The 21,595-nt window shown below is 67.9% G+C and carries 13 protein-coding genes and 4 pseudogenes; 13 read left to right on the top strand and 4 right to left on the bottom strand.

What is annotated here, in order from left to right:
- Window positions 1-13 precede the first annotated feature (13 nt).
- The 11 genes and pseudogenes from DK419_RS24220 to DK419_RS30100 form a co-directional block, all read left to right on the top strand.
- Window positions 14-1,039, top strand: a complete 1,026-nt coding sequence (locus DK419_RS24220; protein WP_109961364.1) for a TRAP transporter substrate-binding protein — start codon at window positions 14-16, stop codon at window positions 1,037-1,039.
- A gap of 12 nt (window positions 1,040-1,051) precedes the next feature.
- The gene (locus DK419_RS24225) at window positions 1,052-2,929 is read left to right on the top strand and encodes a TRAP transporter large permease (protein ID WP_109961365.1); all 1,878 of its coding nucleotides are present in this window, start codon (window positions 1,052-1,054) and stop codon (window positions 2,927-2,929) included.
- Between the two features lie 26 nt (window positions 2,930-2,955).
- A complete protein-coding gene (locus DK419_RS24230) occupies window positions 2,956-3,312 on the top strand; it encodes a cupin domain-containing protein (RefSeq protein WP_109961366.1) in 357 nt (118 codons plus the stop codon).
- A gap of 191 nt (window positions 3,313-3,503) precedes the next feature.
- A pseudogene (locus tag DK419_RS24235) lies at window positions 3,504-4,383 on the top strand (IS5 family transposase).
- A gap of 206 nt (window positions 4,384-4,589) precedes the next feature.
- Window positions 4,590-4,754 (top strand): annotated as a pseudogene (locus tag DK419_RS29075) (MobA/MobL family protein); the annotation flags it as partial.
- Between the two features lie 203 nt (window positions 4,755-4,957).
- Window positions 4,958-5,374 (top strand): AP2 domain-containing protein, encoded by a 417-nt coding sequence (locus DK419_RS29080; protein ID WP_245443059.1) that lies wholly within the window; start codon window positions 4,958-4,960, stop codon window positions 5,372-5,374.
- A 193-nt stretch (window positions 5,375-5,567) separates the two neighbouring features.
- Window positions 5,568-7,937, top strand: coding sequence for a type VI secretion system tip protein TssI/VgrG (tssI, locus tag DK419_RS24245; RefSeq protein WP_167450871.1), 2,370 nt, complete (start codon window positions 5,568-5,570; stop codon window positions 7,935-7,937).
- Window positions 7,937-9,019: a DUF2169 family type VI secretion system accessory protein gene (locus DK419_RS24250; RefSeq protein ID WP_109961368.1), complete on the top strand. Its 1,083-nt coding sequence runs from the start codon at window positions 7,937-7,939 to the stop codon at window positions 9,017-9,019. Before tssI ends, DK419_RS24250 begins: the two co-directional genes overlap by 1 nt.
- A gap of 10 nt (window positions 9,020-9,029) precedes the next feature.
- Window positions 9,030-10,250, top strand: a complete 1,221-nt coding sequence (locus tag DK419_RS28835) for a PAAR-like domain-containing protein (protein WP_162561389.1) — start codon at window positions 9,030-9,032, stop codon at window positions 10,248-10,250.
- Window positions 10,251-10,295: 45 nt separating this feature from the next.
- A complete protein-coding gene (locus tag DK419_RS24260; protein WP_162561390.1) occupies window positions 10,296-11,003 on the top strand; it encodes a GAD-like domain-containing protein in 708 nt (235 codons plus the stop codon).
- A gap of 316 nt (window positions 11,004-11,319) precedes the next feature.
- A pseudogene (locus DK419_RS30100) lies at window positions 11,320-11,472 on the top strand (DUF6531 domain-containing protein); the annotation flags it as partial.
- A gap of 496 nt (window positions 11,473-11,968) precedes the next feature.
- Here DK419_RS30100 and DK419_RS30105 read toward each other — a convergent pair.
- Window positions 11,969-12,481, bottom strand: coding sequence for a hypothetical protein (locus DK419_RS30105; RefSeq protein ID WP_483428682.1), 513 nt, complete (start codon window positions 12,479-12,481; stop codon window positions 11,969-11,971).
- 730 nt (window positions 12,482-13,211) lie between these two features.
- Here DK419_RS30105 and DK419_RS24285 point away from each other — a divergent pair.
- A pseudogene (locus DK419_RS24285) lies at window positions 13,212-13,652 on the top strand (IS630 family transposase); the annotation flags it as partial.
- A gap of 752 nt (window positions 13,653-14,404) precedes the next feature.
- Here the strand turns inward: DK419_RS24285 and DK419_RS24290 are convergent.
- From DK419_RS24290 to DK419_RS24300, 3 genes are all read right to left on the bottom strand, one after another.
- Window positions 14,405-15,562, bottom strand: a complete 1,158-nt coding sequence (locus tag DK419_RS24290; protein WP_109961372.1) for an RHS repeat-associated core domain-containing protein — start codon at window positions 15,560-15,562, stop codon at window positions 14,405-14,407.
- A gap of 553 nt (window positions 15,563-16,115) precedes the next feature.
- Window positions 16,116-19,940, bottom strand: coding sequence for an RHS repeat-associated core domain-containing protein (locus tag DK419_RS24295; protein WP_109961373.1), 3,825 nt, complete (start codon window positions 19,938-19,940; stop codon window positions 16,116-16,118).
- A 190-nt stretch (window positions 19,941-20,130) separates the two neighbouring features.
- Window positions 20,131-21,314, bottom strand: a protein-coding gene (locus DK419_RS24300; RefSeq protein ID WP_425352611.1) for an IS3 family transposase whose coding sequence is annotated in 2 segments (ribosomal slippage) — window positions 20,131-21,062 and window positions 21,062-21,314 — 1,185 coding nt in all. Because the reading frame shifts where the segments join, the coding sequence is not laid out codon by codon here.
- A gap of 60 nt (window positions 21,315-21,374) precedes the next feature.
- On the opposite strand from DK419_RS24300, the gene DK419_RS24305 reads away from it, so the two are divergent.
- Complete coding sequence (locus DK419_RS24305) at window positions 21,375-21,548, top strand: CsbD family protein (protein ID WP_109961374.1); 174 nt, start codon at window positions 21,375-21,377, stop codon at window positions 21,546-21,548.
- Window positions 21,549-21,595 lie beyond the last annotated feature (47 nt).

The raw sequence follows: 21,595 nt of genomic DNA on the forward strand, positions 1-21,595 counted from the left end.
CGCGGAGGAAATCATGACGCAAGGTCGCCCGTTCTCAGGTCGCCTCTCGCGCCGCGCCGTCGCGCTCGGCCTCGGCGCGCTGCCCGCTGCCGCCCTGCTGCGCTCGGGGTCCGCGCGCGCCGCGCCGGTCGCCCTGCGGCTCTCCTCCTCGCTGCCCGCCGACCCGAACTCGGCCCACTGGCTCTGGTACGACCGCTTCGCCGCGAGCCTGAAGGCCAAGACCGGCGACGCCGTGCAGGTGCGCTACTTCCCCGACAACCAGCTCGGCAAGGAATCGGACGTCGTCGGCTCGGTGAAGCTCGGCGTCGTCGACATGATGATCTCCGGCTCGTCGATCTGGTCGACGCTGGCGCCGGAGATCGGCGTCCTCGATCTCGGCTACCTGTTCCCCACCATGGAGAGCGCCGGGCCGATCCTCGACGGGCCGGCCGGCCAGCAGCTCGACCGGATCTTCTCCGACCGGATCGGCGTGAAGGTGCTGAGCTGGGGCTACAGCCTGGGGGGCCGCAACGTCACGGCGCGCGAGGCCGCCGAGACCCCGGCGGCGATGAGGGGCAAGAAGATCCGCGTCCTGCCGGTGGCGAACTTCGTCGCCACCTTGCGGGCCATGGGCGCCTCGCCGACCCCGATGTCGCTGGGCGAGGTCTACACCGCGCTCCAGACCGGGGTGATCGACGGGATGGAGCACGACGCGCCGACGATCCTCGCCATCAAGGCCTACGAGGTCGCCAAGCACGTCACGCTCACCCGGCACATCTGCAACCCGCAGACGATCGTCATCGGCAACCGCGCCTTCAACAAGGTGCCGGCCGAGCACCGCGAGGCGTTCCTCGCCTCCGCCGCGGAGGCGACGGCGTTCCAGCGCGGCCAGGCCGCCGCGATCGAGGCCAAGGCGCTGGCGACCCTGAAGGGCAACGGCGTCGGCATCCACGACTGCGACCGCGCCGCCTTCCGCACCCTGGTGACGCCGCTCTGGGACGAGTTCGCCAAGACCTACCCGGCGACGAAGCCGATCCTCGCGGCGATCACCCAGGCCTGAGGAGCCGCGCCCATGCTCGTCGAGACCGGCCCGGCCGCCGTCGCGGCCCGCGCCTCCCTGCCGGCCGCGATCGTCGCGAGCCTGCTGCGCGCCGTCCAGGCGCTGGCGGCGCTCGCCCTGCTCGCCGACCTCCTGGTCGTGGCGGCCGCCGTCCTGTGGCGCTTCGTCCACGGCGATTCGCTCGAATGGGCCGACGAGGTCGCCCGCATGCTCCTCATCGTCGTGGCGTTCCTCGGGGGGGCCGCGGCGGTGGCGCATGGGCGCCACGTCGGCATCCGCATCGTGCGCGACGCGGTGCCGCCGGCGCTCGGTGCCGTGATGGAGGCCGCCGGCCTCCTCGTCGAGCTCGGCGTCTCGCTCGCGCTCGCCGCCTGCGCCCTGTCCTACGCGGCGACCGCGGCGACCCAGGTCACGCCCTTCGGGCTGCCGCAGAACCTGTTCATCTATCCGATGGTGGTCGGCGGGGCCTGCATGGCGGTGTTCATCGCCGCGCGGCTCTCGGGGTGCCGCGGGCGCGACGTCGGGCTCGCCGCGCTGGCGCTCGCCGGTCTCGTCGGCATCGTCGCGGCGTGGTCGATCCTGCTGCCCGATGCGGCCCCGAGTCCGCTCGCGCTCCTCCTCCTCGGCTTCGCCCTGGCGCTGGGATCGGGCATCCCGATCGCCTTCTCGCTCTCGGTCGGCGCGCTCGCCTTCCTGGCCGCCGACGGCGGCATCGACCCGGCGGTCTTCGCCCAGCAGGCCTCGAGCGGCATCGACAACTTCGTGCTGCTGGCGATCCCGTTCTTCGTCCTCACCGGCCTCGCCATGGAGGTGAACGGGATGTCGGTGCGGCTGATCGAGCTCCTGCGCCGGGCCATCGGCGAGCGAAGGGGCGGGCTCGGCATCGTGACGATCCTCGCCATGGTGCTGTTCTCCGGCATCTCCGGCTCGAAGCTCGCCGACGTGACCGCGGTCGGCACCGTGACGGTGCCGGCGATGCGCCGCTCCGGCCAGGACCCGCGCGACGGCGTGGCGCTGCTCGCCGCCAGCGCCATCATGGCCGAGACGATCCCGCCCTGCATCAACCTCATCATCCTCGGCTACGTCGCGAACATCTCGATCGGCGGGCTGTTCGCGGCCGGCATCCTGCCGGCCCTGCTGATGGCGGCGGCGCTCATCGCCGGCGTGGTGGTGTTCTCGGCCCGCTCGCGGCCGGCCCCGGTCGAGCGCTCGCACCACAGCCTGCGCCACCTCCTCTGGTCGAGCGCGGTCAGCCTCGGGGTGATCGTCATCATCTTCGGCGGCTACCGCTCGGGCTTCGCCACCGCCACCGAGATCGGCGCCTTCGCGGTCGTCTACGCGATCGTGGTCGGGATCCTGTGCTTCCGCGAACTCTCGTTGCGGGCGCTCGCCGACCTGTTCGTGCGCTCGGCGACGCTCGCCGGCATGATCCTGTTCGTGGTCGCGGCCTCGCAGACCATCGCGTTCTCGCTCACCATCAACCAGGTCCCGCACGCGCTGGCCGACGCGATGATCGCCCTGAGCCACGGCGGCGGCGCCTGGATCTTCCTCCTGGTGTCGATCGCGCTCCTCGTGGTGATGGGGGCCGCGCTCGAGGGTGCGCCGGCGCTGATCATCTTCGGGCCGCTGCTCCTGCCGGTGGCGCAGGGCTTCGGCATCGCGCCGCTGCATTACGGCATCGTGCTCATCATCGCGATGGGCCTCGGCCTGTTCGCGCCGCCGCTGGGCCTCGGCCTCTACACCGCCTGCGCGGTGGGCGGCGTCTCGCTCGAGGAGACGGTGCGGCCGATCGGCAAGTACCTGCTGCTGCTGCTCGTCTGCCTCGTGCTGATCGCCTTCGTGCCGGAGATCACCCTGTGGCTGCCCCGCAGCATGGGTTTCGTGAAGTGACGGGTTTCGTGACGCAGGAGAGCCGGATGGGACGGCGCGGACAGGTCTTCACCCGGGGCGCGGAGGTCGCCTGGGAGCCGGCCGGGGCGGGCGTGCGCCGGCAGGTGCTCGCCTACGACGACGGCGTGATGCTGGTGCGGGTCGCCTTCGAGGCCGGCGCGGTCGGCCCGGCGCATTCCCACCCGCACGTGCAGTGCACCCTGGTGGAGCGGGGCGTGTTCGACGTCACCATCGCGGGCGAGACGGCGCGGCTCGTCGCCGGCGACACGTTCCTCGTTCCCTCCGGGGCGATCCACTCCGCCGTCGCGGTCGAGGCCGGGGCGCTGACCGACGTGTTCACGCCGATGCGGGAGGAGTTCGTCCCGGCGGCGGAGAACGGCTGACGACCCGGCGGCGGGCGCCGCGGGGTCGACATCACGGGCCGCACCGGTCCCGATCCCGTGGTCCAGGCCTCGTCGTTCCCTGGCCAATGGGCGGGTCACGCGGATGATGACGGGAGAACGCCCGTGAAAAGCTTCCAGGGCGTCTCTGCAGAGGGGTTCACACGGGCGGGGTGAGCGCCCATGCGGTCGGGATGCGACGCTTTGAACTGACCGACGCGCAGCGGGAGCAGATCGCCCCACTGCCGCCGCCGCAGAAGCCGCGTACCGGCCGTCCTGCGGTGGATCATCGCCAGGTGCTCAACGGCATGCTCTGGATCCTGCGCACGGGCGTGCCCTGGGAGGACCTACCGGCGCGATACGGAGCGGTCGGTCGGGACCGCGTCGAGCCGGTTCTACCGCTGGCGCAAGGCCGGCGTGTTCGACCGGGTGCTGCAGCGCCTGCAGGCGCAGGCGGATGCCCACGGCGACCTCGACTGGGACCTGCACTTCGTGGACGCGACGGTGATGCGCGCCCACCAGCACGCCGGTCCGGCGCCATCGGGGGGTGAGGGGACGGTCGAGGGTGCGGGCGAGGCGCCCGGGCGCAGCCCGGGCGGGTTCTCGACCAAGCTGCACCTGCGCGTCGAGGGCGGGGGCAAGCCGATCGCGGCCGTCCTGACGGCTGGCGAGCGGCACGCGCAGTTTGCGCTGGACGCGCTGATGGACAAGGGCGCGGTGCTGCGGCCGGGACGTGGCCGGCCCCGCCTGCGTCCGCGCCGGGCGGCGGGAGATCGAGGCTACTCCAGCCCACCCGCCCGCCGCCGGCTCAAGCAGCGGCGGATCGAGCCGATGATCCCGACCCGCAAGGATCAGCCGCGTCAGCCCGACTTCGACAAGGCCGCCTACCGGGAGCGCAACAAGGTCGAGCGGCTGATCAACCGGCTCAGCTCGTCGAGCGCCTCGGCGAACCGCCGCTCCTTGCCGGCCGCCTCGAGCAGCAATCCGCCCAGGATGATCTTGCGGCGGGTGTCGCGCTTGCGCACCTCCCGGGCCGCTCGCGCATCGATCTGCTGCAGCCGGTTCCGGACCTGAGTCAGCCCGGTTCGGAGGGCGTCGATGGGCGCGGCCCGGGGCTGCGGCATGGGGATCGGCCGCATGGCGTAGGGGAAGATTGTCGCGGGGATATCAGGCTATGGTAACCCTGGAAAGGAGTGGAAGGGTTCGCTTGAACATTGCTATCGCAATGTGAGTGCTCACGTTCCCTCCTCCTGCGGCAGGGGCTTGGGAACGCAACAGACGTGGCGATCTACCATCTCAGCATCAAGCCCGTCTCCCGCGCCGGCGGGCGCAGCGCCACCGCGGCTGCCGCCTACCGTGCCGCCTGCCTCATCGCCGACGAACGCACCGGCGTGGTTCACGACGACCAGCGCCGCACCGGGGTCGCGGCGAGCTTCATCGTGGCGCCGGACGGAGCGGCCGGGGCGCAGGATCGCGCGGCACTCTGGAACGCCGTCGAGGCATCCTGCACCGCACCCTGCAGGCTGCCCCTGCGGATCCGGGCCGGAGCGAACCGGAGCAGGCCGGGGCGGGGCCGCGCTCCGCGCCGTCGGCCGGGCCGGCTCGCGACGGCGCGAGCCTCGACGACCTCACCCCCGACGAGCGGCGGGTGTTCGGCCGCGACGCGCCGCGCCGCGGGCTGCCGGGCTGGCGGGTGGCGCTCGAGCGGGACGGGCGCAGCCTCGTGCGGGTGTTTTCCGACGCCAAGTACGGCGGATCCGCCGGCGCGCTGCACGTCGCGCGGGCCTGTCGGGCGGCGGTCGAGGCGGTGCTGCCGGATTTGCCGGATCCGGGAGCGAGCGGTGTACGCCGCCGGCGGCGCGGGGCGGCCGCGATCCAGGGCGCGCACCGGTTCGAGGCCGATGCACGGCGGGCGGCGCGCTGGGTCGCGTTCGCGACCGGCCCGGGCGGGCGGCGGGGAACCCGCAGCTTCAGCGTCGGGCGCCCCGGCGAGGACGAGGCGCGGCGCCTGGCGCAAGCCGCCCGCCTCGCCGACCTGGCGGCGGCCCGGGCCGGCGGCAACTGACGAGGATCGTCGGCCCCGGCAGGCGACGCGTTCGGGCGCCGCCTTGCGCCGGCTATACGACCGGACATCCCGGATCCCCAGCGTCATGCGCAGCGGACCGTCCCCGCATCCGCCGCATTCCGCCGGGTTGATCGTCCGGGCACCCCGTCCTAGACTATGGCATACTCCATGGACTTCTACGGCAGGGCAGGCGATGAGCGAGCACGTGCGCTACACCCAGGCCGGGCGCCTGATGGCGATCGACACCGTGCTCGGACCCGACGCCCTGCTCCTCGAACGCCTCGAGGTCGAGGAGGGCCTCAACCGCCTCTTCACCATCCAGGCCCGCGTCCGCGCGCAACGCGACGAGGTCCGCCCCGACGAGATCGTCGGCACCGCCGCCGACCTCTCCCTCACGCTGGCCGACGGCTCGCAGCGGGTCTGGAACGGGCTCGTCACCGAGCTGCACGAGGGGCCGATCGTCACGAGAGGCGCGCGCCAGTACGCGCTGACCTTGCGCCCGCGGCTGTGGCTGATGAGCCAGCGCAGCGACTGCCGCATCTTCCTGACCCAATCGACGCTCGAGGTGCTGGAGACGCTGTGTGCCGAGCACCGCATCCGCGACTACAACCTTGCCGGCGTCACCCGCCCGCCGCAGAAGCGGGACTATGTCGTGCAGTGGAACGAGACCGATCTCGCCTATCTGCTGCGCCGCCTCGAAGAAGGCTTGTTCCTGTGGTTCCGGCATGAGCGCGGCAAGCACACGCTCGTCGTCGGCGACCATCCCTCGGCCTATGACGGCGGGACCGAGACCCGGGTCCGTCTCGCCTTCGGCTCGTCGGATGCCGAGCACATCCACGACTGGCGCCGGCAGCTCTCGTTCACCCCAGGAAGACGAGCCGGTAAGGATTACGAGTTTCTAACGCCAAATCTCGATCTGGTTGCCGATACACCGTCGATCAACCGCGTTCCCGAGAACACGGCTTACGAACTCTACGAGTATCCGGCAAGGGCGCTGACCCGCGAGGCCGGCGAGCGCGCCACGCGCCTGCGCATCCAGGCGACCGAGACCGGCTTCGACCGCATCGAGGGCCGCTCCAGCGTGCGCACGCTCGCGGCGGGCTCGCGCTTCACCCCCTACGAGGTGGCCCACCCGCGCCACGTCTACCCGGCGCAGGTAGTGACGCAGATCCTGCACCGGGCCGAGGACCCGACCTACGAGAGCGGGGCGGGCACGCCGCACTACGAGAACGCGTTCACCACCCTGCCGGCCGACCGCCCGGCGACGCCGCACCGCGCGGTGCCGCGCCCGCGCATCGACGGGTTGCAGATCGCCCGGATCGCGGGACCGCCGGGCGAGGAGATCCACACCGACGCGTTCGGACGGGTCAAGCTCACGCATCTGTGGGACCGGCGCGCCCGGGGCGACGGGACGGATACCGGTTGGGTTCGGGTGACGCAGTCCTGGGGCGGGACGAGCTGGGGCCAGCAGATCATCCCCAGGGTCGGGATGGAGGCGCTGGTGGCCTACCAGGAGGGCGATCCGGACCGGCCGATCGTGGTCGGGATCGCGCCCAACCCGAACAACCCGGTGCCCTACGCGCTGCCGGCGCACAAGACCAAGCTCGTGGTCCGGTCCAACACCTACAAGGGGCGGGGCTACAACGAGATCTCGATGGAGGACGTGGCGGGGTCCGAGAACCTGTTCACCCACGCCCAGAAGGACATGACGACGAAGGTTCTGAACGACGCGACGGCGCGGGTGGACGCCAACCAGGTCGGGAGCGTGGGGGCGAACCACTCGTTCGAGGTGGGGAACAACCAGAACCAGGCGATCGGTGGGTCGCGCTCGCTCACCGTGGGGGCGGTGGGCGGCGTGGCGAGCGCGGCGCTGGGCGCGGCGATGGCGGGTCTGTCGGGGCAGACGGCGGGGCTGCTGGGCCAGGCGATGGGCGTCGCGATGGAGGCGATGGCGGCCGAGGCCGGCGGATCGAACGCCCCCGTCGATGCGGGCGCGCTCTCGGGCGGCGGCGCGCTGGCGGGGCTGGCGGCGGGGTTCGGCGGGCTGGTCGGCGGCGGCGGCATCGGGGGCCTGCTCGGCGGGGGCATCGACGGGGTCCGGGCCGGGATCAACGACGCGAGCGTGCGCAGCCTGCGCACCGCCGGCGGGGCCGGGATGGCGGCGGCGGGCACCGCGCTCGCCGGCCAGGTCGGCGGGATGATGGGCGGCCTGGGGGGCGTGATGAACACGATGGTCACCCGCTTCCAGAACACCACCACCGGCATCGCCGCGACCGAGCAGGTCGGGGTCAGCAAGGTCGTCAATGTCGGGCAGACCGCGTCCGAGACCGTCGGCCACGCGAAGAACCTCAGTATCGGCCAGGAATACACCGTCCAGGTCGGCGACAGGATGCTCGTCCAGGTTGGCACCGAACTGAAGATCGTCGTTGGACAATCCGAGCTGATCATGGACAAGGACGGCAACGTCACGATCCTGGGCACGAACTTCAACTTCACCGCCTCCGGTCCGGTGAAGATCAACGGCAAGGTCATCGACCTGAACCTGCCCGGGGCGGCGAGCTGATGCTCGCCCGCAACGAGACCCCGTTCGCCGCGATCGGTTTCGCGCAGCTCCACCGCGACGGCGACCTGATGGCCTGCCTCGCGGTGCGGGCGTCCTACACGCTCGGCGCGGACGGCGCGGTCGAGCTCGCCGACCGGCAGGAGACCGTCCTGGTCGACGAGCACGAGGGCGATCCCCACCGCACGCCGATGCGTCGGGTCGGCGATCTCATCCCGTTCAAGCCGGCCGCCGACGTCACCCTGGTCGGGTCGGCGCATGCTCCGGCCGGCCGCCCGGCACGGACGTGGCCGGTCGAGCTGAGCGTCGGTGGACACACGGCGCGCCTGCGCGTGCACGGCCCGCGGCAGTGGCAGCCGGGGCTGACCCTGCTGAAGCCGACCTGGAAGCTCGGCGAGGCGGAACCGGCCGCGGCCGTGCCGCTCGACTACCGACGCGCGGCGGGCGGGCGCTTCCTCGGCGATCCCGACGGCGAGGTCGACCGGCGCAACCCGATCGGTCCCGGCATCGCGCACCGCGACCACACCCGGCCGGGCCGTCCCTTCCCGGCGCCGCAGATCGACAGCCCGGCCGCCCCCGTCGCCGGCCCCTACGACGCGCCCGAGCCGCAGGGCTTCGGGCCGATCCCGCCCTGGTGGGAGCCGCGCCAGCGCCATGCCGGCACCTACGACGAGGCCTGGAAGGCCGAGCGTCACCCGCGGCTGCCGGGCGACTTCGACTACCGCTTCTACCAGACCGCCCATCCCGGCCTGATCCTGCCGGGCTACCTGCACGGGAGCGAGGCGGTGCGGGTCTCGGGCTGCCGGCCCGGCGGGGCGGCGCTGTCCTTCACGCTGCCGGGGGTGGTGCCGGTCGCCGACCATGCCTGGGACGATGGGCGCGCGGTGCGCAGCCGGCTCAACCTCGACGGGCTGCACCTCGACCTGAGCGGCGAGCGACCGCGCCTCGATCTGACCTGGCGCGGCTGGATCGCCCGGTGCCCGGCCTACCTGTTCGCCGTGCTCTCGCTTCTTTCCCTGGACGAGGCCCGGGGCCTGCCGGGCTGCGGCGCGCACGGGCTGACCGAGGCGGAGGACGCGGCGTGAGGGCGTCGCCATGAGCCTGCCGCGGGAGGGCTCGCGCGACGTGGGCCGGGGAATCGTGGTCTCGACCAGCCCGGACGTGTGCCTGACGCCGGTGGGTGCGGCGATGGTGCCGGTGCCCTACAGCCTGGTGGCCTACCAGGACCGCTCGGCGGCCGACATGGCGAACTCGGTGCGCCAGACCGGTCTGGCGACGCACGTGCAGGGCTCGCTGATCACGCAGAGCTTCGGCGACGAGCCGGGCACGGGCGGTGGCGTGAAGTCGGGGACGCGGGGAGCGGAATGCGAGCCGAAGACGTGGTCGTCGAGCGTGCGGGCGGAGGGGCGCCCCGTGGTACGCCACGACGACGAGTGGTGGATGAACCACAAGAACACGGTCGGGCGGCTGATCTACACCGACGATACGAGTCAGTACAAAGGACCGCCCCAGTCGAACACGCAGTACGCGATGTTGACGACCGCCAACGCGCGGTTGAATGAGAACGCAGGACCTTCATCGCGAGCGCCGGCCGGACCGCAATACGCCTTCAGTCCGGCGCCCTGGGTTCCGGGCATCCTTCCGAGGACTGCCCCCACGATCCGTCCCCTGCCGCCGAGCTTTCCGAGCCCGCTGGCGCCCGATGGGTCGCAGCCCGACCCGACGGAGCGGCCACTACCGGAGATGCTGCGACCGATCGAGCCCTCGGCGATTCCGGATCCGGCGCCGCAGCCGAGGCCTGCTCCTGGTCCCGGCGACGGGACGCGCACGACGGGACGCTGCTATGGCCGGCGGATCTGCTTCAACCGCAACGGGTATGATGCCAAGGAGTACGAGCGTCAGCTCCAGATGCAGCAGGATAAGATCAATGCCAAGTCGCCGCAGCAGAATGTGACGGATATCGATAATTATAGCCCTGCGATGCGTAAAATCTCAGAGCCATATCAAAATGCAGCAAAACAAGCATATATTTCTGCCAATCGGGATGGCTTTACTCAAAAATTTGGATCCTCAGCATGGAGAGAGCACATCTCAAGCTTGGCGGCGCTGCATCGGCTCGACATGGTGGCGGGTGGCGATCCCACCGACATCGCTGGGATGGGCAACACCAACATCAATTCGGCGATCGGAGCCGCCTGGAACAAACCCGACAGCGATAGCCGAAAAAATCAGGTGCGTAACTATGCCAAAGACATGGCAGAAAAGGGATGCCCGATGCAAATCCGTCTGAGCATTTGCGAGAGGCTGGAAGCATGATCTTATCCGTAGCATGTTGCAACTCGTGAAAAGGATTGCATGAATATGCCGGAACATGACACTTTCGCACAACTTATTGAAGAGGCAGGAGAGCCAGAGCAAGCAATAAAGGTAGGCTATGAAGATATCGAACGCTACGGCGCACGCTTGCCAAACGCGCTGCTCCGGTTCTGGCAAGAACATGGACGAGGATCATACAATAACGGTAGTTACTGGATCTGCGATCCTGCCCCGTATCAGGGCATTATCGAGGCCATCTTTAAGGACGACCCCGATTTCGAACCAACGCAAATGACGGTCGTTGGCTACGATGCGTTCGCTCAGATTTGGATTTGGCACCGACAGCGGTACGGCATCACGGTCGATCTGCTTCTAGGGACGGTATACAATCCACCCGATAGATCGCGAATCAGCAGCGAAACAGGAAAGCAGTTTTCCGCCGATTTTTCAGTAGGAAATTTTTTGTCGAACTTCCTGTATTTCGATCCAACGACGGACGAGGACGGCGAGCCGCTCCTGCCGCAGGCACGCGCCCGACTCGGGCCGCTCGGACACAACGAGGTGTACGGTTTCTTCCCCGCCCTGCAACTGGGAGGTGCGCGCCGGGCCGAGAACCTGCGCCGGGTGAGCGCCCCCGAGCACATGTTGTTCCTGGCCTCCCTCGAACCGCTCACGGTGACCCGCCTCACCGATCCCGAACCCGGATATCCTTTCGGCCGCATCGTGCCGGTCCGTCGCGTCGGCTCGCCCTAGCGACCTGCCCGGCCCGACGAGCCCCGCCGGGTGCGAGATCAGGACCCCTCGGCGGGCCACATGGCCGGCACGGTGCGCCAGACCGGTCTGGCGACGCACGTGCAGGGCTCGCTGATCACGCAGAGCTTCGGCGACGAGCCGGGCGTGGGCGGGGGCGTGCCCTCGCCCTGGGCGAGGCGGCGGGCGCCAAGGCCGCCGGCTGCGAGGGGCCGAGACCACCTCCGACAAGCCCGGCGGACGCGACGTGCCGGAGGAGCCCAAGGATCCCAAGAACCAGAAGGGCCGCGCCGACTGCCCGTGCGAGGTGAGCAACCCGGTGCGCATCGACACCGGCGCCTCGGTCTCGCACGACGTCGAGTTCACGATCCGCGGCACCCTCGACCTCGTCCTGTCGCGCCACTACGCCTCCGACGAGACCTTCCTCGGCCCGCTCGGGCGCGGCGTGGCGAGCCCGCTCGACGTCGTCCTGACCGAGACCCCCGACGGCGACCTCGTCTACCGCGAGAGCGTGCACCGCCGCATCTCCTTCGAGCGGCCTGCTCCCCTCCCGCGCTTCTTCGTCTACAACGACGCCTACAAGCACCTCGCGCTCGCCTTCGACGACCTCGACGCCCTGGTCGTGAAGGACCGCGGCCTGTTCCGCCGCTTCGCCCGCTGCCCGGACGAGGCCTGGCGCCTGATGCGGATCGAGGACCGCAACGGCACCGCCATCGTGGTCACCCGCGATGCGCAGGGGCTGATCATCCGCATCGACCATCCCGACGGTCTGGCGCTCGCCTTCGCCAACGACCCGCAGGGCCGGCGCATCCGGGTCGAACTGGTCGGCACCGACGGCAGCGCCTGCGAGATCCTGCGCTACGCCTACGACGCGCGCGGCAACCTCGCGGCGGCGCAAGCCACGCACGGCCCGTCGCACACCTACGAGCACGACGACTGGGACCGGCGCGTCGCCTGGACCGACGTCGTCACCACCTGGTCGCGTCGGATCTACGACGCCGAGAGCCGGGTGGTCCGCATCGCCACCCGCGACGCCGGTCGTAGCGCAGATGCGTCTCGTCGCGCGGGCGCAGCCCATCGGGATCGTCGGCCGCGAACGTGCGGATCGCCGTCAGCCGGTCGGAGCGGTCGTAGGCGTAAGTCAGCCGCGACCCGTCGGGCTTGCGCGTCGCGGTCACCCGCCCGGCCGGGTCGCGGGTGTAGGCGGTGCGCCGCCCGTCGAAATCCTCCTCCGCCACCACCCGGCCGGCGGCGTCGCGGATCAGGCGGTAGGTGTGCCCGGTCTGGTTGGTGACCGCCACGACCCGGCCCTCGCCGTCGTGGGAGAGCGTGAGCGTGCCGCCGCGGGGATCCTCGATCGCCCGGAGCACGTCGAAGGCGCCGTAGGCGTAGCGCCAGGTCCGGCCCTCGCCGTCGCTGACCGCGGCCAGCACCCCGTCCTCGGAGAAGCGCCGGCTGACGCTCACCCCGTCGGGGCGCACCAGGGTGGTGGGGGTGGCAAAGCCCCCCGCGCCCGCCTCGTAGGCCAAGCGGGAGGTGTGCCCGGCCGGATCGGTGACCGCGACCTGGCGGCCGAAGGCGTCGTAGGCGTAACCCGTGGTGCCGCCGCGCGGGTCGGTGAGGGTGGCGAGACGCCCGTGCGCGTCGTAGCTGCGGCGCTCCTCGCTCCCGTCGGGGAAGGTGGTGCGGACGATGCGCCCGCCCGCGTCGCGCTCGTGACGGGTGACGTTCCCCTCGGCGTCGGTCTCCTCGACGAGGTTGGCGCGCTCGTCGTGCTCGTAGCGGCGGACGTGGCCGGCGCCGTCGACGACGAGGTCGAGCTGGCCTTCCGGGCCCCAGCCGTACTCGGTGCTGCGCCCTTCCGGATCGACGACGCTCTTCGGGTTGCCCCAGAGGTCGTAGGTTTTTGTCGTGGTGTGGCCGTTGGGATCGGTGAGCGCGGTCTCGAAGCCGGCCTCGTCGAAGCTGCGGGCGGTGGTGTGACCGAGGGCGTCGGTCTCGGCGGTGACGTTGTGGTGGTCGTCGTAGGCGAAGCGCTGGGCGAGGGCCTCGGCGCCGCCGGGCAGGTAGGTGGTGCGGCGGGCGGCGGGGTCGTAGGCGAAACGGTCGTCGTGCCAGAGGCCGTTGGTGGCGGTGTGGACGACGCGTCCGTCGGAATCGTAGGTGAAGCGCGACTGCGAGCGGCGGGTGCGGTTGTGCCAGGCGGCGCAGACCCACGACTACGTCCGCCACGGCACCACGACGCTGTTTGCCGCGCTCAACGTACTGGAGGGCACGGTGATCGGCCGCTGCATGCAGCGTCACCGCCAGGACGAGTTCCTGCGCTTCCTTAACACGATCGAAGCCGCGGTGCCGGCGGGCAAACTGATCCACGTGATCCTGGACAACTACGGCACGCACAAACATCCGAAGGTGCGAGCCTGGCTGGCCCGGCATCCGCGCTGGATCTTCCACTTCACGCCGACCTCGGCCTCGCGGATGAACGCGGTCGAGGGCTTCTTCTCCGCCCTGACCCGGCGCAGGCTGAAGCGTGGCAGCTTCAGCGGGATCGTCGACCTGCAAGCGGCGATCAACCGCACCATCGCCGAGCACAACGACAGGCCAAAGCCCTTCGTCTGGACCAAGCCGGCCGCCGCCATCCTCGATGCCGTCAACGGCAACGCTGAACCATCTGTTTGGGTCAGTGCACTAGCACCCCGTCCTCGGCGAAGCTCTCTTTTTCAAGCAGGATCGGCTATGCCCATACTGCGCAGTTCGGCAAGGCCCTTAATAAAATTATCACGTTTATGTTTTGGCATTGCGAGCGGGGATGCGAGAATAAGTTCCTCTTCATCGCTTGACAGGAATGATGCAATCCATGGATTCCATGGATTAGAATCTATATCTCTTGCTCTAATTTCATTTTTAATATTTTTTTTCTGATTACAGCCTGCGTGTCACCGTCTATTTTAAATAAACTTGCAGGTATTCCTTTGCAATCAAAAGATGTAAATCGAGCATTGGAAATATCTATGGCGGTTTTATATTTTCATAATGTTTTATTCGATCTTGGTCAAAGAGAATTTGAAGATTTTCATCGGGAATGAGGGTAATCTTAGTATTAATTTTAATCGCCGGCACGCGATCGGAAAACACGACATTTTCAAATATCGAACCCCAAAAAATAATGAGATCTGTTGCTGTGGAATTTCTAATATGGCAATTTACGAATTTGCCCGGCCCAACTTGACATCCGATAAATTTGCAACGATCAGCAATAGAATTTTTTATAAGCGACCGCTTCATGTGCTCTGATTTAGAAAATAAGCAGTTGCTGAATGTGCATTGGAATGTGTGAACGTCCTCAATGTGCCACGAAGCATCAACGTCTTTTAGCATTTCAAACTTACGATCAACTACGTGCATCATGGGGGGAACACCAAATTTTCTGGCAGACTCGGATAAGTGATATAGCCGGTTGTCTGTCCATAGGGTCTGACGAGATGGGACGGAACGCCCGCTCCTGTCGTGATATCGTACGTCGCTCCACCCGATCCCGAGAAATCAGGGCCGCCTACAAATTTGCCATCAGGCCCTTTCAGATATTTGCCGGCCCATTCCAAAGTCGGGTCTTTCTCCAGAATTTGAGCGGTGCGCCGCTCGATTGCCTTGCCATAGCTTGCTTGAGCCAAGCGACTGCGGACTACAAGATGCCTATAACTCGCCGGTGTCATTAGGTCTTTAGCAAGGCTCGGATTTGCGCCAATCTCACGAACAGCTTGATTTACCGCTGCTTGAAGTCGCTGGGACCAGCCAATCGGATCAATCCATAAGTTTGGATTTTGCACATAACCAAGCAATCGATCACCTCCTGACAATTTGAATGGGTCAGGCGATACGTACTGCCCTAATATCGGGTCGTAATATCGATACCAATTATAATTTGCGCCATTTTCTTCATCCGCCCACTGCCCCTGGAACCGGATCGGGCACGCGTAAGCCCCCGCATCCGGTTCCGCCTTCAGCGCGACGCTACCATCCACCCGAGCCCGCGGGTAGAGCGCAACCCGCCCCGCGTCGTTGTCCGGCGCCGGCGGCGCCACCACCCGCCGCACGCACCCCCACGTCGTCAGCGACACCGCCCACCGCAGGCCCCCCGCCTCGTCGAACATCTCCCGCGGCGTGCCCAGATGGTCCGTCACGATGTAGCGCAGCGACCCGTCCGCTTCCTGCTTGGCCACCGGCACGAAGCTCTCCGGCTCGTAGTGCCACCGCGTCGCCGCCGCCCAGTCGACACCCCCGCCCAGACGAAGCGGCGCTTCTTCCGCCACCACGTCCCCGTCCCACAGGAACTGCACACCCACGACCGGCGGGCGCGGGTCGTGCAGGGCGTGGCCCCTCGGCGGCTCCGGCCACGTCCACAGGACCGTCTCCGGTCGCAGCGCCGCCGGCACCAGTTCCGGGTACCGGCGCGACACCCACGCCCGCTCGGTATCCGTGAACTGCCGCACCTTGCTCAGGCGGCGCCCGAACGCGTCGTAGCGGTAGTGCCAGACCGCCCCCTCCGGCGTCTCGCACCGCACCAGCCGGTCCTGGATGTCCTAGCCGTAGCCAAGCCTTCGGTCGGAACCCCTTGCGCTTCACCCGCAGCACACCAAACTAAACGCAGGCAACGCTCGTGACAGCAGATTGAACAGCATGATATCGAGCATCGCATAATATTATAAATGACTGTAATGCTTATCATATTTCACAACTGCTTTATTGTTGATCTTGTTCTATAGAAAATTTTTCGCAAACAAACTCGTAGCAAGGTCCATCGTCAAATAGTATCATATAATGATGAATTTTATGTTCATTTTCATCGCGATTTACCATATTTTTTAATTCACAACTATTTTCTACGGAAATTATTTTACCATATGAGTTGCGCATATCCTGAGTTAAACTTGTAGAAAATGTACAAGTAAATTTTTCCACATTTATAAACACTATTTTTATCTCACAGATTTTATAATTTGATCCCTCAAACTGAAATGTTAGAGAACACCTCCTCGAATGCTCCATAACGAATTTCGGATCATTATAAAGATCGGTTGGCGCCACGGGCATTATCCACACGTCCATTCGCTCCTCCTATGGCCTAGGTATGTTTCCACTTCCGAATAGAGTACTGGACCTACCACCAGATCCCGTTATCCTTAAAGTATCAGTTCCTACATCGCCTAAACCATTTCTTGATAACCGATTCATCATATCCTGCACAACTCCCGCGTTTGAACTTTTATCCATCAAATTCCAATCATTGACACTTATTCCCGCCTGTCTGAGCGCTAATGAAGACCTCGTGTTAACAATTAGTTTTTGACCCTTTACGACGATTATTTCGACCGGCACATCGGCTGGAGTCAGCGCGCCAGAGCGCAATTTTTCTGCAACGTCGCTAATTGTCATACCAGAGAATTTTCCTTGTGAGCTAAACAAAGGACTGGCAGTTTTTTGAGTGAAAGCAAATCCTGCATTGCTATTAACTAGCCCTAGTGGATCAATCCAACAATTTGCGTCTACAACATAAGCTTGAGGACGGAAGCCACCATCAAGCCGTGTGGGGTCTGGACTGACATACTGCACTGCAATGCCATCATAGTAGCGGTGGCGATTATAGCAGAGTCCCGTTTCCTGATCCGCCCACTGCCCCTGGAACCGGATCGGGCAGTCGTAAGCCCCCGCATCCGGTTCCGCCTTCAGCGCGACGCTACCATCCACCCGAGCCCGCGGGTAGAGCGCCACCCGCCCCGCATCGTTGTCCGGCGCAGGCGGCACCACCACCCGCCGCACGCACCCCCACGTCGTCAGCGACACCGCCCACCGCAGGCCCCCCGCCTCGTCGAACATCTCCCGCGGCGTGCCCAGATGGTCCGTCACGATGTAGCGCAGCGACCCGTCCGCCTCCTGCTTGGCCACAGGCACGAAGCTCTCCGGCTCGTAATGCCACCGCGTCGCCGCCGCCCAGTCGACGCCCCCGCCCAGACGAAGCGGCGCTTCTTCCGCCACCACGTCCCCGTCCCACAGGAACTGCACACCCACGATCGGCGGGCGCGGGTCGTGCAGGGCGTGGCCCCTCGGCGGCTCCGGCCACGTCCACAGGACCGTCTCCGGTCGCAGCGCCGCCGGAACCAGTTCCGGGTACCGGCGCGACACCCACGCCCGCTCCGCCTCCGTGAACTCCCGCACCTTGCTCAGGCGGCGCCCGAACGCGTCGTAGCGGTAGTGCCAGACCGCCCCCTCCGGCGTCTCGCACCGCACCAGCCGGTCCTGGATGTCCCAGCCGTAGCGCCAGGTCTTCGGCCGGAACCCACGCCGCTCCACCCGCCGCTCGGTCACCCGCCCGCAGGCATCGTGCTCCAAGGTCACCCGCTCGCCGTGCGGGCCGTGACCGACCCGCACCGCACCGCCCGGCGTCGCCTCCACCCGACGAAGCGCCCCCAGGATCTCCCCGGCCTCCGGCCCCTCCGCCAGCACCCCGACCACGTTCCTGGCCGCGTCGTAGTCGAACCGCTCGGTCAGGCTCTCGCCGAACGAGGCCTGCGCCACCTGGCCGTTGCCGTCGTAGCGGTAGCGCGCCGGGCCGAACAGCGCGTCGTCGATCAGCGTCGGTGCGCCCGCCTTGTCCCAGGCGTAGGCACGGCCCGCCCGTCCGTCCCGGCCCGCCCGCTGGTGGCGCAGCTGACCGACCGGGTCGAACGCCTGCTCCAGCACGAAGCCCTTGGCCGACGCCCGCCGCGTCTCCCGACCCAGCGGGTCGCGCGTGACCGCCAGCGGCGCGTGGTCGTCGATCGCCAGCGAGGCCAGCGCCCCGAGGGGATCGCGCCCGATCCGCACCAGGCTGTCGCCCGGCTGCCCCGCCCCGATCCGCCGCGCGATCCGCCGCCCGAGCCCGTCGAGACGGCTCTCGACCCGCCGCCCGTTCGTCGTCTCGGAAACGATCCGCCCGTTGCCGTCCCGCTCCAGCACCACCCGCGCCGACCGGCTCGACGCCTCGACCAGCAGACCCCGCCCGTCGTAGCGCAGATGCGTCTCGTCGCGCGGGCGCAGCCCATCGGGATCGTCGGCCGCGAACGTGCGGATCGCCGTCAGCCGGTCGGAGCGGTCGTAGGCGTAAGTCAGCCGCGACCCGTCGGGCTTGCGCGTCGCGGTCACCCGCCCGGCCGGGTCGCGGGTGTAGGCGGCGCGCCGCCCGTCGAAATCCTCCTCCGCCACCACCCGGCCGGCGGCGTCGCGGATCAGGTGGTAGGTGTGCCCGGTCTGGTTGGTGACCGCCACGACCCGGCCCTCGCCGTCGTGGGAGAGCGTGAGCGTGCCGCCGCGGGGGTCCTCGATCGCCCGGAGCACATCGAAGGCGCCGTAGGCGTAGCGCCAGGTCCGGCCCTCGCCGTCGCTGACCGCGGCCAGCACCCCGTCCTCGGCGAAGCGCCGGCTGACGCTCACCCCGTCGGGGCGCACCAGGGTGGTGGGGGTGGCAAAGCCCCCCGCTCCCGCCTCGTAGGCCAAGCGGGAGGTGTGCCCGGCCGGATCGGTGACCGCGACCTGGCGGCCGAAGGCGTCGTAGGCGTAACCCGTGGTGCCGCCGCGCGGATCGGTGAGGGTGGTGAGACGCCCGTGCGCGTCGTAGCTGCGCCGCTCCTCGCTCCCGTCGGGGAAGGTGGTGCGGACGATGCGCCCGCCCGCGTCGCGCTCGTGACGGGTGACGTTCCCCTCGGCGTCGATCGCCTCGACGAGGTTGGCGCGCTCGTCGTGCTCGTAGCGGCGGACGTGGCCGGCGCCGTCGACGACGAGGTCGAGCTGGCCGTCCGGGCCCCAGCCGTACTCGGTGCTGCGCCCTTCCGGATCGACGACGCTCTTCGGGTTGCCCCAGAGGTCGTAGGTCCTGGTGGTGGTGTGGCCGTTGGGATCGGTGAGCGCGGTCTCGAAGCCGGCCTCGTCGAAGCTGCGGGCGGTGGTGTGACCGAGGGCGTCGGTCTCGGCGATGACGTTGTGGTGGTCGTCGTAGGCGAAGCGCTGGGCGAGGGCCTCGGCGCCGCCGGGCAGGTAGGTGGTGCGGCGGGCGGCGGGGTCGTAGGCGAAACGGTCGTCGTGCCAGAGGCCGTTGGTGGCGGTGTGGACGACGCGTCCGTCGGAATCGTAGGTGAAGCGCGACTGCGAGCGGCGGGTGCGGTTGTGCCAGGCGGCCAGCAGGTCGCGGTCGGGCTGCCAGAGGTAGTCCACCGACATGCCGAAGGCGCAGGTCGCCTCGGTCATGCGGCCCTCGGCGTCGTAGGCGTAGCGGGCGAGGTCCAGGCGCGCGCCGTCGGTGCCGATCAGGGTGATCCCGGTGCGCCGGCCGCGTTCGTCGTTCGCGAAGGCGAGCGCCAGCCCGTCGGTGCCCTCGGCCCGCTCCAGCACCCCGTCGGCGTTTCGGATGAAGGTGATGGCGTGGCCGTCGAGGTCCTCGATCCGCGCGAGGCGGTAGATGTCGTCGTCGTCCTGGCGGAAATGCTTGATCAGGCGGCGGTCGCGCAGCTCGAGCTGGCGCAGCCAGGGGGCGCGCAGGTCGAGATGGGGATGGCCGGCATTGTGGCTGGCGAGGAAGTTGAACGGCCGGTCGAAGCGGACGACCTTGCCGTCGGCCTGGTGGACATCGAGCTGGCCGGGCTCGGGATTGGCGACGATCTCGTCGAACATCGAGATCTGGCACGGGCCGAGCGGGCTGGCATAGCCCGCGGGCAGGGGCAGCTTGAGGCCCATGTAGCGCGCGCCGTCGAAGGGCAGCGTCGCCGGGATCAGGAAGTCGTGCCAGGTTTCGAGGTACTCGCCGGTGGCGACGGAGACGGGTTCGCCGACGGTTGTCGCGACCGCTGACCCTGCCCGTGCCCCGCCTGCCGCCGCGCCCTCCTCAGCCGCCGCGCCGCGTGCGGCGCCCATGCCTTTGAGGGCGCTCGCGGCGCGACTTCCCACGGCTCCCGCGGCGAGTGCGCCGGCCGCGGATCCCCAATTCCCATCGGACGCCTGTTGCGCCATCGTCACGGGCGTGAAGATGATCGCTTTGGCGCCCTCCTTGAGTTTCTGACCACCTTCCGCGTGACCTGCTCCCCGCTTTCCCGCCACGCGTAGGTTAGGTCTGTTCCTGTTCTGCCCCTTGCGGGGCGGGTGAGCAACAGGCTGGGGGCATGGAGCCCCCACGCGGCGCAGTGCCCCCAGTCTGTTGCATCGCGAGGGCACTGGCCTTGGCGGCGAACTCCATCGGGGTCAGCCCGGCGAGGCTCGTGTGTGGTCGGGCGGTATTGTAGTCGATCCGCCAAGCATCAATGATGCGACGCGCCTCGAACAACGTGCCGAAGACATGTTCGTTCAGGCATTCGTCGCGCAATCGCCCATTGAACGACTCCACGAAGGCGTTCTGCATCGGCTTGCCCGGCGCGATGTAGTGCCATTCAACGCCTCGTTCCTGAGCCCAGCGCAGGACAGCGGTCGAGGTGAGTTCGGTGCCGTTGTCGCTCACCACCATGGCAGGCAAACGACGCTCGGCAACGAGCCGGTCCAACTCGCGCACGACGCGCAGGCCCGAGAGCGAGGTGTCCACCACCGTCGCCAGCGCCTCGCGGGTGTGGTCGTCGACGACGTTCAGGACGCGGAAGCGCCGCCCGTCGGCGAGCGCGTCGCTGACGAAGTCCAATGACCAGCGCTGGTTGGCCTCCTGTGGGATCACCATCGGTGCTCTGGTCCCAAGTGCTCGCTTGCGTCCGCCGCGACGGCGCACGGTGAGCTTCTCCTCTCGATAGAGCCGGTAGACCTTCTTCAGGTTCACGCACGCCCCCTCCCGTTTGAGCAACATCGCCAGCCGCCGGTAGCCGAACCGGCGGCGCTCGCCCGCATGGTGGCGCAGCCGAGCTCGTAGCGCGTCATCGGTGCCGGGCCTGCGCTCATATTGGAAAGCCGAGCGGTCTACCCCGAGAAGCCCGCACGCACGCCGTTCCGAGAAGCCGTGATGTTTGATCACGGCTTCGACAGCAGCAAACCGTGCGGCGGGCGTGGTCAGTTTTTTGCCAGCAAATCCTTCAGGGCCGCGTTGTCGAGCACGGCCTCGGCCAGCAGCTTCTTCAGCCGCCGGTTCTCATCCTCCAGGGTGCGCAGTCGCGCTGCCTCGGACACCTTCAGACCGCCGTACTTGGCTTTCCAGTTGTACAGTGTCGCATCGCTGATCCCGTGCTTCCGGCACAGATCGGCGGTCTTCACGCCCGCGTCATGCTCGCGGAGCACCGCGATGATTTGCTCCTCGCAAAACCGGCTCTTGCGCATGGTCCATCTCCATCCCGATGGACCCAACTTACGGATGGCAGGAAATCAGGGGAGCAGGTCATGGCCAACGAGGCGGTAGGCAACGTGAAGCAGGGCATCGGCAGCGCCACCGGCAACGAGAAGCTTCAGGCCGAGGGCAAGGCCCAGGAGCTCAAGGGCGAGGCTCAGAAGACCACTGGTGACGTCAAGGACGGCATCAAGAACGCCGCCGACACGGTGAAGAGCAAGCTCTGAAACGCCACTCAGACAAACTGAAGCGAGCCGCCCCACACGGGGCGGCT

It is taken from the genome of Methylobacterium terrae (assembly GCF_003173755.1).
In the GTDB taxonomy this organism is placed as follows: Bacteria; Pseudomonadota; Alphaproteobacteria; order Rhizobiales; family Beijerinckiaceae; genus Methylobacterium; species Methylobacterium terrae.